The organism is Streptomyces laurentii (genome assembly GCF_040635425.1).
Taxonomy (GTDB): domain Bacteria; phylum Actinomycetota; class Actinomycetes; order Streptomycetales; family Streptomycetaceae; genus Streptomyces; species Streptomyces laurentii.
Genome location: NZ_JBEYHT010000046.1, coordinates 37,921 through 52,136, shown reverse-complemented (window position 1 = coordinate 52,136; position 14,216 = coordinate 37,921). Strand labels below are relative to the sequence as shown.

The window sequence follows — 14,216 nt, the reverse complement described above, 5'->3', positions numbered from 1 at the left end:
CGGAAAGCCACCGAAGGCTCATGCCTCCGGCACTCTTCAGACAGGCGGCATCCACGCGGGGTTGTACGCCCGCGCATCACAAGGGGGCATCGGACAGTCCCGGCCTCCCGCGAGACGGAGAGGCCGGTGCGGTGCGGCAGGCTCGGCACGCACCGCCTAGTGACCCGACGTGTAGGGGTTGCCGGCGGGCGGGTACGAGGCGGCCTGCCGGCCCGCCGCGTACGGGTTGCCGGTGGGAGCGGAGGGCGGCGTCCGCGGCCCCGGCGCGTACGGATTGCCGGACGGAGGCTGCTGCCCCGCCGCCGCGTACGGGTTGCCGGACGGCGGGTACGAGGGCGGCGGAGGAACGGATCCCGGTACGGGCAGGGTCGCCGGGTGGTCGCCCAGGCGGATGCCGTGGTGGCGCCGGAGGCGGCGCATCTCCAGCAGGGCGATGGCGGTGACCGTCACCGGCGCGCCCAGGATGAAGACGATGCCCAGGGTGAGGCTGAGGCCGTGCAGGTCGCCGGTGACCAGGTCGGGGATCGCCACCAGCCATGTCGTCACCATGGCGAGCAGTGGCGGCAGGCATCGGTGGACGACGGCGGTGCCGAAGAAGTTGCCGGACACGTACACGGCCCCGGCGCCCACGAACACGGTGAGCCAGAGTCCCCCGAAGAAGGACAGCACCCCGACGAGGAAGCCGAACCCTTTCAGCATCTGCCAGTTCGTCACCGTCACGGCCACGGAGCCGATGAAGATGAGCAGCAGGACGAGCGAGTTCGTCAGCGGGGTACGCATCCGACGCAGGTGCCCGGCACGGCGCCGCCACACGAGGAGCATCACGCCGACCGTCAACGGGGTGATCACCAGCAGGACGAGACTGGCCGTCAGGACGTTCTCCAGCATCTCGTCGAAGGCGAATCCGCCCTGCACGAAGCTGTAGACGCCGACGGCCGTGACCGTTCCGCAGATGATCCGGGCGCGCTTGAGGGACTCGACCGTGGGGTCGACGCCCGGGGGAATCCAGGCGGGATGGAAGACCGCCTTCGCCACATTCTTGGGATTGAGGAACGCCTGCGCGTCCAGTCTGTCGCCAAGCCAACGTCCGCGTCCGCCGGTCAATTCGCCGTCCCCCACTGCTTCGGCCGATCAAGATCGTCGGCGAGTCTAACGGGAGGGCCACCGAGCCCGTATGGGACCCCTACATTGCCTCCATGCCGCCAAATACCCCATAAAGGGTGGTACTTGACCGTCGGGCCTGGGCGACCGGTCCGCGCTGTCGGTGGTCACTGTCAGGATGACCGCCGCCCATGCGAAGCGCTCGGCTGGAAAACCCGAGCCGAGCGTTTCGCAGGGACTGCTCACGGCCTGATCGACACGACCATGCGCGGCGGCGACCGCTGGAAACCGCCCTCGGGCCGCGGTCCTTCGGGGGCCCGATGCCGGAAGGCACCTATGAGGTGGATGCTCTCATCGCGGGCAGGAGAGCGGGGCAAGGCCCGCACTGGTGAACACGTAGCCGACCGATCGTTTGTCCGGTCCCGGATAGGAGACGACGACGGCGCTCCCGTGACTGTTGCTTCCGCCGTACTGCGGCGTGATCCGCGTGTACGCGCGTCCGCGCAGGTCGGCGGCCCACGTCGCGGTGGGATCGGTCCAGGTGATCACATCCCCGGCGACCCGGACCCAGTCGATGGCCTCTCCCTCGACCACCGTGACCGGCGCCGGCCATCCGGCCCTCCAGGCGTACAGGTTCTTGTTGCCCACTCCGGTCCACGCCCAGGTGGTTCCGTCGCTCGCCGAGGCCGGTGAGCCGTCGGCGGCGGCCAGCGCCGCGGGGAGGCTGCCCGGCTTGCCCCCCGCGGTGGCCGCGGTGAGCTTCGTGGGCGTGTCGATGGCGAAGGCCTCCGGCCAGACCAGTGTGTCTCCGGCGAAGAACGAGGGTGCCATGCGCCCGGTGCGCACGATCTTGTCGGTGCCCGAGGCGAGATCGTAGAGATGGACCTGCCGCTGGACGTCGGTGAGTTTCTGGTCCTTCTTCCCGTTGCCGACCCCCTGCACCCAGGTCGCCTTGCCGTTGTCGACCCAGGGGTACAGGAACGGCCCGGGCACCGGGTTCCCGTCGGCGCCGACGTGGGTCCTCGCGATGCTCTTGGGGGCTCCGCCGGCCCGGGAGTCCCAGGCGAACAGCTCCCACTTGGAGCCGACATCGTTCGAGGCGAGGACACCGAAGACCAGCCAGCGGCCGTCGAAGTCGGCCAGGCCGAGGCCACCCTGACCGGAGTCGGCGACGGTGTAGATCGTGGTGCGCTCACGACCGTGGTCACGCACCCAGACCAGGGTCACACGACCATCGCGCCGACTGGCCGCGATCACCGAGGAGCCGTCGGGCGCCACGGCCATCGGGTCCAAGGACTCGTCCCGCGCCGCCTGGAGCATGCCGGCGGCCTGGGCCTGCTTCCAGGAGGCCGGGGTATCCACCCTGCAGAAGGTCTTGCCGGAAGCGGCCGGGGGCCTGGATACGGACGGCGGGGAGGGTACCACGCTGCTCGGATTCGGAGACACCGCTGTCGCCTCGGACGCGCGTGGCGTCGACGAACACCCGAAGGTGCCCGCCAGCGCCACGCCCACCGCCGCGAGCAGCAGTCTCCTACCAGTTGTAGCCACGGCCGCCCATGATCGTCACGAGGGTGCTGTTGGGCATTCCGCTCCGTGCGGGCACGCTGGACCACACGGTGGTCGCCGAGTCCAGGTAGGCCGCCCAGTCCCCGTCGTAACCCTGGAACGGGAACCAGTGATAGATCGTCGTGCTGCTGTTCGGGTGGCCGACGAGGTGCGGGCCGTTGTACACCTCCATCGCGTTGCCGACCAGGGAGGCGCCGGCGTCGGTGTCACCTATGAGGCGGTTCTTGAACGCGGCGACGTCCGCACTGGTCGGGGTGTAGGGCAGGTTGACCCTGACATAGGGGAACCCACCCGATTCGTCGTTCAGCTGCTTGTTCATCGCGTCCACGCCGGTACCACCGTTGTTTGGCGAGATGCCGATCCAGCTGGCGAAGGTCCCCTGGTCATAGTTCCAGATCCCGCGCATGCCCAGGGCCATCACCAGCGTGGCGGGCCCGCAGTAGTTGTTGTACCACTGGCCCTGGTGGGTGTTCGCGAGCATCTTGGAGGTCGCGGTCACCATGGACTTGGGCTTGTGAGCCGCCATGTACGCCTCCTTCGACTTGAGTTCGGCGGCAGTGGCGTTCCTGCCGCCCCAGCCGTCCTTGGATCTGTCGTTCCGGTCGTCGTGGGCGGCCTTGGCCGCCCCGACCTCCTGCGCGGACAAGGTGCCGCCCCCGATCGGGGACGGGGAGGAAGCCGAGGCGGCCTGCGGGGCGACGAATCCGGCGAGTACGAATGCGGCCAGCGCTCCTGCTGTGGTGGCCTTCGCTGCAATGGTCATGACGTCCTTCGGATGGTTGGAGGATTTGCGAGGATCAGCGCGCCGAGAGACGGCACCATGCCTGCGTCGCCGGTCAGGGCCGCGAGGCCGGGCCCCCGAGGTGCGGAAGGGCAAGGGAGTAACCCGCGCTGGAGCGCCGCGTGTTACGGATACGCGTTTCGGACGCGTGCCACGGATACGTGTGACGAATGCACGTCAAGGGCGCCGGCCCGAGCACCAATCTCCCCACCGGTTGCGGTGACGGAGAATTCGACGGCCGACAGAGCGCGGATACTCTTCCTCACGAGTCCCCCCTTGCAGGCGATTTCTTGTCGGTCGCACGCGCATTGAACATCCGCCCCAGCCGAATCCGTCTCACGCATTCGGCTTCGGCTGTCATCCACAGCACCCCGAGCGGATTCCCCTCGGCCCGTTGATCCACCACCGATTGTGCCGAATTCCAGCAGGCAGGACGTTGGCCTGAAGTACACAGTGCCTTGACGGAGAGTCCACTCGGCCACTCTCGCCTGATGTGCCACGTCACCGGAGCAGATCCGTCCACAACCGGACCGCCACCCTCCACCACCCTTGGGTGAATGTTGAAGTACTGGTCGACCAGCGGAAATTTCCGCTTATGCCCCCTATGGCCTGCCTGAATCAGGCCAGGCCAAGGAATTCCTTGAACGGGCCGCGCCACCGGCTGTAGACATGCGCTCATGCTGCCCGAGATGACGTTTCGCAGTGCCGACTTGCCGCCCGCCGACCGATTCGAGTACTGGCAGGCCCTCATGTCGGAGACGCATGCGCCCATGGACCTGCGGAGTGAGCGCTCCGCGAATTTACGAGTGAACCAGCGCAACATCCCACTGGGCGACATGACCGTCTACCCACTGAAATGCGAATCCGATTCTCTCACTTTCCTCCGCACGCCGAAACTGATAGAGAAGTCGGATCCCGAGGCGTATCATCTTTCGCTCGTCAAACACGGGGCCGGGGTGGTCACTTTGGGCAGGGACACCATCGCGCACAGCGCATTCGAATACCACACCAGCGATACCTCGCGCCCGTTCGAAATCGACACCGGCCTGGGGTCGTTCGAACTCATCGGAATCGAGGTGCCCAAGGCACTCCTTCCGCTGCCCTCACGCACCGCCGGCCAGGCCATCGGCAAGCGCATCTCGGCCCGAGCCGGAGTGGGAGCCCTGCTGGCGACGTTCCTCACCCACGTGACGGGGGAAAGTCACTCCTACCAACCGGCCGACGCCCCGCGCCTGAGCGCGGTGCTCGCCGACCTCGTCGCCTCGCTCTTCGCCGGTGTCCTCGATGCCGACCGGTCCTTGCCCCCCGAGACCCACCGGCGCACCCTGACGCTCCGCATCATGGCCTTCATACGTGACAACGCCGACGCCCCCCAGCTGGACGTCCCCGCGATCGCCGCCGCGCACCACATCTCCGTCAGCTACCTCCACCGCTTGTTCCAACTGGAGGGAAACGGCGCGACGGTCGCCGGCTTCCTGCAGCGGCAGCGACTCGCCCGAGCGCGCCGGGACTTGGCAGACCCTCTGAACCAGAGGGTGCCGGTGCGGGTCATCGCCGCCCAGCGGGGCTTCAGTCACGCGGCCGCGTTCAGCCGAGCGTTCCGCGACGCCTACGGCATGACCCCCACGGACTACCGCAGGAAGTCGTCGAGACCCTTCCAAGTCGGCGCCATCAACAGCGAGTTAGAACTTCCCGCGTAACGACGAGACTCCTGAGGCCATGCCCCGTCACGGACGGTACGCGCGTGACGGGTGGGGGCGGCCGGTCCGCGCTGTCAGTGGCCGCTGTCAGGATGGCTCTCATGACGATCAAGGAAGTAGCCCGCCACGAGGTCTCGGAACGACGGGTCAAGGAGGCCCTCGACGACATGCGGGGCCGGGCCTTCGGCTGGTGGCACAGCATGCGGTACGGCGATGTCCCGCTGCGGCGCGGGCTCCGGGAACTGGGCGTGGAACTGGCCGACCACCTCGCCGCGCGCACCCTGTCCGACCCCGGGCTCCGGGCGCCCGACGTGCGCCCCGCCCTGGAGACCGCCGCCGAGTGCGCCCTGGGCGTGCTGAGCCTGGCCTGCTTCCCCGACGGCGACTTCCTGGTTCCCCTCCCGCTCGCGGGTGAGGAGCTCGGCAGCGACGAGCAGGTGTACGACGAGACGTGGGAGCCGGCCCACCCGGCGACCGACGCCCGGATGTGGCTCGACGCGTTCGCGTGGTCCGTCGTCAGCGGGCTCATAGACGAGCGGGCCCGGGTGATCGGCCCGCTGCTGCACGAGGACTACGCGCCCGCCATTCGCGACGGGGTTCCGTACTCGAAGCGGGAGGCGCTGTCGACTCCGGCCGAGCTCGCCGAGATGGACGCTCTGGCCTGCTATCTGACCGTCGTCGAGGGGCGCTACCCCGGCGCCGTCCCCGGCCCGACACCGCTGGCCAAGCCGGACGCCGCCGAGCGGGAGCGCGCCGCCGAGGGGCTCGACGCGGTCGGCGAACTCTCGCCGGACCAGCGGCTGTTGCGCGTCCTGCTCGACGACGACCAGGCCGCTTTCGAGCAGGCTCTTGAGGAACGGCTCGTGGCACATCGCGAGAGCCTCACCGCCGACCCCGTCGTCCGGAGCCTGCTGCCCGTGGGGACCGTCGCACTGGCCGTCCTCGCCGGTCGCGCCCACGACTGGGACCTGGGCCTCCGGTCCGGCTACCTGCCCGACGCGCTGGTGCGGCCCGCGCGGTAGCGGGCCCGAAACCCGGAGGACGGTGCGCCGTCCGGCCCGTACGGTCGACGCCATGGCCCACCTCACCCCGTACCGGCCCCTCGACGTCACCGTCCCCTTTCCCGAGCTGGCCTCCTGGGCCCGCACCGCCACCCGGCTCCACCCGCGGCCCGGCGCGCCGGCGGCTGGGGAGAGTTCGGTGGGCGGGCCGCTGCTGTGGCCGGCGGGTGAGGCGTGGCCGGTGTGCGAGGAGCACGGGCCGGGGCAGCGCGGGATCGCGCCGGAGCGGGTCCGGCGCCACCGCCGTCTCCTGGACGAGGTGCGGACGCGGCCGCGGGCGGCGGACGGCGGGTACGGCTACACCGCCGCCGAACGGGCCGAGATCGACGAGCTGACCCGCACCGGCCACCAGCCCGACCGTCACGACGGCGGGCCGCTGCCGCTGCTCGCGCCGGCCCAGTTGTACGTACGGGATGTCCCGGACCTGGCGCTGTTCGCCCCGCCCGGGACGGATCTGCTCCAGGTGCTGTGGTGCCCGTTCTACGAGCACCGATACGACGGGACGTCCAGCCACTTCGGGCCGTCCACCCGGCTGGTGTGGCGGCGGGCGGGCGACGTGGCCGATCCCCTCCGCGTCCAGCCCGAGCCGGGCGTCGTCGAGCGTACGTACTACCTCCCGGAGCCGTGCGTCGTGCACCCGGAGCAGGTGACCGACTACCCGTACCTCGACTATCTGCCCACCGGGCTCGGCGCGCGTATCGACGCCTGGGAGGACGAACTCGTCGCGCGGATGGGCGACTTGGCGCCCGGGTACCAGTACGACCTGTCCCTCGCGCCCGGTTGGAAGGTCGGCGGCTGGGACTCCTGGCACAAGACCGATCTGGTACGGGTGTTCTGCGACGCGTGCGGGACGGAGATGAGGGTGCTGCTGACCATCGACTCGTACGAGTCGTGCGAGCCGAACGGCAGTTGGGAGCCGTACCCGCTCCCGAAGGGGACGACCGGGATCCAGGTCGGCCGCGACGGCGAGTACCGCGCCTTCGTCTGCCCCGCCGATCCCGCCCACCCGCACCGGATGAGCATGCAGTAGTCCACGAGCGCCGGTTCACCCGCGCCGGTTCACCCACACGACAAAGCATCGGCGCCCACCCAGGTCGTCCTTGGTCGGGGACAGTTCGGGCGAGCGCCGCGCTCGGTTCCGTACGTCGTTGTACGGGACGTTCAGGGGGGGTCAGACCGTCAGCGACCGGTCCGTCGGGCGGATCGGGGCCGGCAGGGAGCTGGCTCCGGTCAGGTGGCGGTCGACCGCGCGGGCGGCGGAACGGCCCTCGGCGATGGCCCACACGATGAGCGACTGGCCGCGGCCGGCGTCGCCGGCGACGAAGACGCCATCGACGTTGGTGGCGAAGTCCGCGTCACGGGCGATGTTACCGCGCTCGTCCAGTTCCAGACCCAGCTGGGCGACGAGACCGTTGGCGGTGTCCGTGCCCGTGAAGCCCATGGCGAGGGTGACGAGCTGGGCGGGGATCTTCCGCTCGGTGCCCGGCTTCTGGACCAGCTTGCCGTCGGTGAACTCGACCTCGACGAGGTGCAGGAACTGCACGTTCCCGTCCTCGTCGCCTTCGAAGTGGGTGGTGGAGACCGAGTAGACCCGCTCGCCGCCCTCCTCGTGGGCCGAGGTGACCTTGTAGAGCATGGGGAAGGTCGGCCACGGCTGGTTGGCGTTCCGCTCCTCGCCCGGCCGGGGCATGATCTCCAGCTGGGTGACGGAGGCCGCGCCCTGGCGGTGGGCGGTGCCCACGCAGTCGGCGCCGGTGTCGCCGCCGCCGATGACGACGACATGCTTGCCCTCGGCGGACAGGGGGGTGGTGACGTAGTCGCCCTCCTGCACCTTGTTGGCGAGCGGCAGGTACTCCATCGCCTGGTACACACCGCGCAGTTCACGGCCCGGGACGGGCAGGTCGCGGGAGGTGGTGGCGCCCGCGGCGACGACGACGGCGTCGAAGCGCTTGCGCAGGTCGGTGGCGGTGAGATCGCGGCCGATCTCGATGCCGGTGCGGAACTTGGTGCCCTCCGCGCGCATCTGCTCGATACGGCGGTTGATGTGCCGCTTCTCCATCTTGAACTCGGGGATGCCGTAACGCAGCAGGCCGCCGATGCGGTCGGCCCGCTCGTACACGACGACCGTGTGGCCGGCCCGGGTGAGCTGCTGGGCGGCGGCGAGGCCGGCCGGGCCGGAGCCGATGACGGCGACCGTCCGGCCGGACAGGCGCTCGGGGGCCTGCGGCCGTACGCCGCCCGCGTCCCAGGCCCGGTCGATGATGGAGACCTCGACGTTCTTGATGGTGACGGGCGGCTGGTTGATGCCGAGGACGCAGGCCGCCTCGCAGGGCGCGGGGCACAGCCGGCCGGTGAACTCGGGGAAGTTGTTGGTGGCGTGCAGCCGCTCGGAGGCGGCGGCCCAGTCCTCGCGGTAGGCGTAGTCGTTCCACTCGGGGATGAGGTTCCCGAGCGGGCAGCCGTTGTGGCAGAACGGGATACCGCAGTCCATGCAGCGGCCGGCCTGCTTGCCGATGATCGGCAGCAGGGAGCCGGGGACGTAGACCTCGTTCCAGTCCTTGACGCGCGTCTCCACCGGCCGGGTCGGCGCGACCTCGCGCCCGGTGGTCAGGAAGCCCTTGGGGTCAGCCATGGGTCGCCGCCTCCATCATCTTCTCGGTGGTCTCGGCCTCGGAGAGACCGGCGAGCTCGGCGGCGTCCTTGGCGGCGAGCACGGCCTTGTACGTGGTGGGGATGATCTTGCTGAAGCGGGCCGCGGCCGCGCTCCAGTCGTCGAGCAGCTTCCGCGCGACGGTCGAGCCGGTCTCCTCGTGGTGGCGGCGTACGACGTCGTGCAGCCAGGCCGCGTCGGTGTCGGACAGGGTCTCGACGGCCGCGAGGTTGCCGGGGTTGACGCGGTCGCGGTCGAGGTCGACGACGTAGGCGACGCCGCCGGACATGCCGGCCGCGAAGTTGCGGCCGGTCTCGCCGAGGACGACGGCCGTCCCGCCGGTCATGTACTCGCAGCCGTGGTCGCCGACGCCCTCGGCCACCACCAGGGCACCGGAGTTGCGGACGCAGAAGCGTTCGCCGGTGCGGCCGCGCAGGAACATCTCGCCGCCGGTCGCGCCGTACGCGAGGGTGTTGCCCGCGATGGTCGAGTACTCGGCGAGGTGCTCGGCGCCGCGGTCCGGGCGGACCACGATCCGGCCGCCGGACAGGCCCTTGCCGACGTAGTCGTTGGCGTCGCCCTCCAGGCGCAGGGTGACGCCGGCGGGCAGGAAGGCGCCGAAGGACTGGCCGGCGGAGCCGGTGAAGGTGATGTCGACGGTGTCGTCGGGCAGGCCCGCGCCGCCGAAGCGCTTGGTGACCTGGTGGCCGAGCATGGTGCCGACGGTGCGGTTGATGTTACGGATGGCGACCTGGGCGCGGACGGGCTGGGCGGCCGCGGCGGAGTCGGCGTTCAGGGCCTCGGCGGCGAGCTCGATCAGCTCGTTGTCGAGGGCCTTCTCCAGGCCGTGGTCCTGCGGGACGAGGGCGTGGCGGACCGCGCCGTCGGGCAGGTCGGGGACGTGGAACAGCGGTTCCAGGTCCAGCCCTTGGGCCTTCCAGTGGGTCACGGCCCGGCTGGTGTCGAGGAGTTCGGCGTGGCCGACGGCCTCCTCCAGGGTACGGAAGCCGAGTTCGGCGAGGAGCTCGCGTACCTCCTCGGCGATGAACTCGAAGAAGTTGACGACGAATTCGGGCTTGCCGGCGAAGCGGTCGCGCAGCACCGGGTTCTGGGTGGCGATGCCGACCGGACAGGTGTCGAGGTGGCAGACGCGCATCATGACGCAGCCGGAGACGACGAGCGGCGCGGTGGCGAAGCCGAACTCCTCGGCGCCGAGGAGGGCGGCGATGACGACGTCGCGGCCGGTCTTCAGCTGGCCGTCGGTCTGCACGACGATCCGGTCGCGCAGACCGTTGAGCAGCAGCGTCTGCTGGGTCTCGGCGAGGCCCAGCTCCCAGGGGCCGCCCGCGTGCTTGAGCGAGGTGAGCGGGGAGGCGCCCGTACCGCCGTCGTGGCCGGAGACGAGCACGACGTCCGCGTGGGCCTTGGACACGCCCGCGGCCACGGTGCCGACGCCGACCTCGGAGACCAGCTTCACGTGGATGCGGGCGTCCGGGTTGGCGTTCTTGAGGTCGTGGATGAGCTGGGCGAGGTCCTCGATGGAGTAGATGTCGTGGTGCGGCGGCGGGGAGATCAGGCCGACGCCCGGGGTGGAGTGCCGGGTCTTCGCGACCCACGGGTAGACCTTGTGGCCGGGCAGCTGGCCGCCCTCGCCGGGCTTGGCGCCCTGGGCCATCTTGATCTGGATGTCGTCGGCGTGGACGAGGTACTCGCTGGTGACGCCGAAGCGGCCGGAGGCCACCTGCTTGATCGCGGAGCGGCGCTCCGGGTCGTACAGACGGTCGGGGTCCTCGCCGCCCTCGCCGGTGTTCGACTTGCCGCCGAGCCGGTTCATCGCGACGGCGAGGGTCTCGTGGGCCTCGCGGGAGATGGAGCCGTACGACATGGCGCCGGTGGAGAAGCGGCGGGCGATGTCGGCGACCGGCTCGACCTCGTCGAGCGGCACCGGCGTACGGCCTTCGGCGGCGAAGCCGAACAGGCCGCGGAGCGTCATGAGGCGCTCCGACTGCTCGTTCACCCGGCCCGTGTACTTCTTGAAGATGTCGTACCGCTTGGTGCGGGTGGCGTGCTGGAGCCGGAACACGGTCTCCGGGTCGAACAGGTGCGGCTCGCCCTCGCGACGCCACTGGTACTCGCCGCCGATCTCCAGCGCGCGGTGCGCCGGGGCGATGCCGGAGGCCGGGTACGCCTTGGCGTGGCGGGCGGCGACCTCCTGCGCGACGACGTCGAGGCCGGCGCCGCCGATCTTGGTGGCGGTGCCGTTGAAGTACGTGTCGACGAAGGCGGTGTCGAGGCCGACGGCCTCGAAGACCTGGGCGCCGCGGTAGGAGGCCACGGTGGAGATGCCCATCTTGGACATGACCTTCAGGACGCCCTTGCCGAGGGCGTGGATGAGGTTGCGGATGGCCTGCTCGGGCTCGACGTCCGCGGCGTCGATGAACGTGCCGGCCCGGGCCAGGTCCTCGACGGACTCCATGGCGAGGTACGGGTTGACGGCGGCGGCGCCGTACCCGATGAGCAGGGCCACGTGGTGGACCTCGCGGACGTCGCCGGCCTCGACCAGCAGGCCCACCTTGGTGCGCTGCTTGGTGCGGATGAGGTGGTGGTGGACGGCGGCCGTGAGCAGCAGCGACGGGATCGGCGCGTGCTCGGCGTCGGAGTGCCGGTCGGACAGGACGAGGAGCCGGGCGCCGCCGTCGATCGCCGTGTCGGCCTCGGCGCAGATGTCACGGATGCGGGCGGCAAGCACGTCGCCGCCGCCGGAGACCCGGTAGAGGCCCGAGAGCGTGACGGCCTTCATGCCGGGCATGTCGCCGTCGGCGTTGATGTGGATGAGCTTGGCCAGCTCGTCGTTGTCGATGACCGGGAACGGCAGGGTGACGCTGCGGCAGGACGCGGCGGTCGGGTCGAGCAGGTCGCTGCCCGGGCCGAGGGAGGACCGGAGGCTGGTGACCAGCTCTTCCCGGATGGCGTCCAGCGGCGGGTTCGTGACCTGCGCGAACAGCTGGGTGAAGTAGTCGAAGAGAAGCCGCGGGCGCTCGGAGAGAGCGGCGATCGGCGAGTCCGTACCCATGGAACCGATCGGCTCCGCGCCGGTGCGGGCCATCGGGGCGAGGATGACGCGCAGCTCTTCCTCGGTGTACCCGAAGGTCTGCTGGCGGCGGGTGACCGAGGCGTGGGTGTGCACGATGTGCTCGCGCTCGGGCAGGTCGGACAGCTCGATCTCGCCGGTCTCCAGCCACTGCGCGTACGGCTGACCGGCGGCGAGGCCCGCCTTGATCTCGTCGTCCTCGATGATGCGGTGCTCGGCGGTGTCGACGAGGAACATGCGGCCCGGCTGGAGGCGGCCCTTGCGGACGACCCGGGCGGGGTCGATGTCGAGGACGCCGACCTCGGAGGAGAGGACGACGAGACCGTCGTCGGTGACCCAGTAGCGGCCGGGGCGCAGACCGTTGCGGTCGAGGACCGCGCCGACCTGGGTGCCGTCGGTGAAGGTGACGCAGGCCGGGCCGTCCCAGGGCTCCATCAGGGTGGAGTGGTACTGGTAGAAGGCGCGCCGGTCCGGGTCCATGGAGGTGTGGTTCTCCCAGGCCTCGGGGACCATCATCAGGACGGCGTGGGGCAGCGAACGGCCGCCCAGGTGGAGCAGCTCCAGGACCTCGTCGAAGGAGGCGGAGTCGGAGGCGTCCGGGGTGCAGACCGGGAAGATCCGCTCGATGCCGCGGCCGTCGGCGCCGGTGCCGAAGGCGTCGCCGGCGAGCTGGGCCTCGCGGGCGGTCATCCAGTTGCGGTTGCCCTTGACCGTGTTGATCTCGCCGTTGTGGGCGACGAAGCGGTATGGGTGGGCGAGCGGCCAGCTCGGGAAGGTGTTGGTGGAGAACCGGGAGTGGACCAGCGCGATCGCGGTGGCGAAGCGGCGGTCGGACAGGTCCGGGAAGAACGGCTCCAGCTGGCCGGTGGTCAGCATGCCCTTGTAGACGAGGGTGCGGGCGGAGAGGGACGGGAAGTACGTCCCGGTCTCACGCTCGGCGCGCTTGCGCAGGACGAAGGCCTTGCGGTCGAGGGCGATGCCGGTGACGGGGGCCTCTCCGATGGCACTGTCGGCGACGAAGAGCTGGCGGAAGACGGGCATGGTGGCACGGGCGGAGGCGCCGAGCAGCTCGGGGCTGACGGGGACGTCACGCCAGCCGAGTACGGTCAGGCCCTCTTCGGCGGCGATCGTCTCGATGCGGGCGGCGGCCGGGGCCGGGTCCGCGGCGGGGAGGAACGCGATGCCGACGGCGTACGCGCCGGCCTCGGGGAGAGCGAAGCCCGCGACCTCGCGGAGGAAGGCGTCCGGGATCTGGAGCAGGATGCCGGCGCCGTCACCGGAGTCGGGCTCGGAGCCGGTGGCACCGCGGTGTTCGAGATTGCGCAGGACGGTCAGCGCCTGCTCGACCAGCTCGTGGTCGGCCACACCGGTGAGGGTGGCCACGAACCCGACGCCGCAGGCGTCGTGCTCGTTACGGGGGTCGTACAGCCCCTGGGGGGCGGGGCGACCGTCCAGGGGTGACCAGGCGTCGGTACGCATCGGCTCTCCCGTCGTCGTCGTGGCATAGGCAGCAGCCGAGGGACGACGTTGGCCCTCCGCGAAATTTCATGCAGTTACATAATGACCGGAATCTCGCAAGGTGGAAAATGGATTCCACTATGCGGACACCGCAGGTGCCGTGCGGGCTGGGCGCGGGGCCGACGGAGGGCCGGCTTCGGCCCGGCTCCGCCCGACTTCAGCCCGCCTTCGGCCCGGTTTCGGGGGTACGGAAGTACAGCGTGGGCACCGGTGCGGGGACGCCACGGGGTTGCCGAGGGGTATCCACGGAATCCGCGATATCCACGGAGGCACGAGGAACCAGGGATCCGGAGATCCGAGGATCCGGAACATCCAGGGATGTTCCTCGGGGGTCGATCAGGGGTCTGCCGGGGCGCCCACGGGATGTCCGGGGCGTCTCGGGGTGTCGCTGACTCTCGTTCGGCTCTCGCGGGCTTCCGCTGGGGGTGCCCGTGGGGGACGGTTCGACGGTGGGGTCGCCATCGACCCGTCGCAGGGCGGGCGTCCTTGCCCGCGGCGCTTACGCCTCATGCCCGGTGGCCGAGCATTCGAAACCGCCGGGTAACCGGCTCGTTATGGAGCGCTGCGCATAGTCTCCCACCGGAACGGCGGATCCGCTCAGGGAGATAGATCACAGCCCGAAGCTATGGACCCACCTGCGGAAACACGAGGGGCACGGAACGTTGCGAAGGCCGGACCCGCCTCCAGCCGGCCTTCGCCGGGCTCGGCGCGCGGCACGCCGCCTCGGGCGCGTACGCCGACAACACGG

The 14,216-nt window shown here is 70.4% G+C and carries 8 protein-coding genes; 3 read left to right on the top strand and 5 right to left on the bottom strand.

What is annotated here, in order from left to right; all coding sequences use genetic code 11:
• Positions 1-156: 156 nt before the first annotated feature.
• The 3 genes from ABZ693_RS25340 to ABZ693_RS25330 form a co-directional block, all read right to left on the bottom strand.
• The gene (locus ABZ693_RS25340; RefSeq protein WP_359881422.1) at positions 157-1,035 is read right to left on the bottom strand and encodes a proline-rich domain-containing protein; all 879 of its coding nucleotides are present in this window, start codon (positions 1,033-1,035) and stop codon (positions 157-159) included.
• A gap of 417 nt (positions 1,036-1,452) precedes the next feature.
• Positions 1,453-2,463: a hypothetical protein gene (locus ABZ693_RS25335; protein WP_359881420.1), complete on the bottom strand. Its 1,011-nt coding sequence runs from the start codon at positions 2,461-2,463 to the stop codon at positions 1,453-1,455.
• 169 nt (positions 2,464-2,632) lie between these two features.
• On the bottom strand, positions 2,633-3,430 hold the full coding sequence (locus tag ABZ693_RS25330; protein WP_359881418.1) for a C39 family peptidase: 798 nt from the start codon (positions 3,428-3,430) through the stop codon (positions 2,633-2,635).
• Positions 3,431-4,125: 695 nt separating this feature from the next.
• Between ABZ693_RS25330 and ABZ693_RS25325 the strand changes: the two genes are divergently transcribed.
• From ABZ693_RS25325 to ABZ693_RS25315, 3 genes are all read left to right on the top strand, one after another.
• Positions 4,126-5,148 (top strand): helix-turn-helix domain-containing protein, encoded by a 1,023-nt coding sequence (locus tag ABZ693_RS25325; protein ID WP_359881415.1) that lies wholly within the window; start codon positions 4,126-4,128, stop codon positions 5,146-5,148.
• Between the two features lie 101 nt (positions 5,149-5,249).
• A complete protein-coding gene (locus ABZ693_RS25320; protein ID WP_359881412.1) occupies positions 5,250-6,170 on the top strand; it encodes an immunity 49 family protein in 921 nt (306 codons plus the stop codon).
• Positions 6,171-6,222: 52 nt separating this feature from the next.
• Entirely contained in the window at positions 6,223-7,239 is a 1,017-nt protein-coding gene (locus ABZ693_RS25315) for a hypothetical protein (RefSeq protein ID WP_359881410.1), read from the top strand.
• 141 nt (positions 7,240-7,380) lie between these two features.
• On the opposite strand, the gene ABZ693_RS25310 is transcribed toward ABZ693_RS25315, so the two are convergent.
• Together ABZ693_RS25310 and gltB are read right to left on the bottom strand one after the other, a co-directional pair.
• On the bottom strand, positions 7,381-8,841 hold the full coding sequence (locus tag ABZ693_RS25310) for a glutamate synthase subunit beta (protein ID WP_359881407.1): 1,461 nt from the start codon (positions 8,839-8,841) through the stop codon (positions 7,381-7,383).
• Positions 8,834-13,429 (bottom strand): glutamate synthase large subunit, encoded by a 4,596-nt coding sequence (gltB, locus tag ABZ693_RS25305; protein ID WP_359881405.1) that lies wholly within the window; start codon positions 13,427-13,429, stop codon positions 8,834-8,836. Before gltB ends, ABZ693_RS25310 begins: the two co-directional genes overlap by 8 nt.
• Positions 13,430-14,216 lie beyond the last annotated feature (787 nt).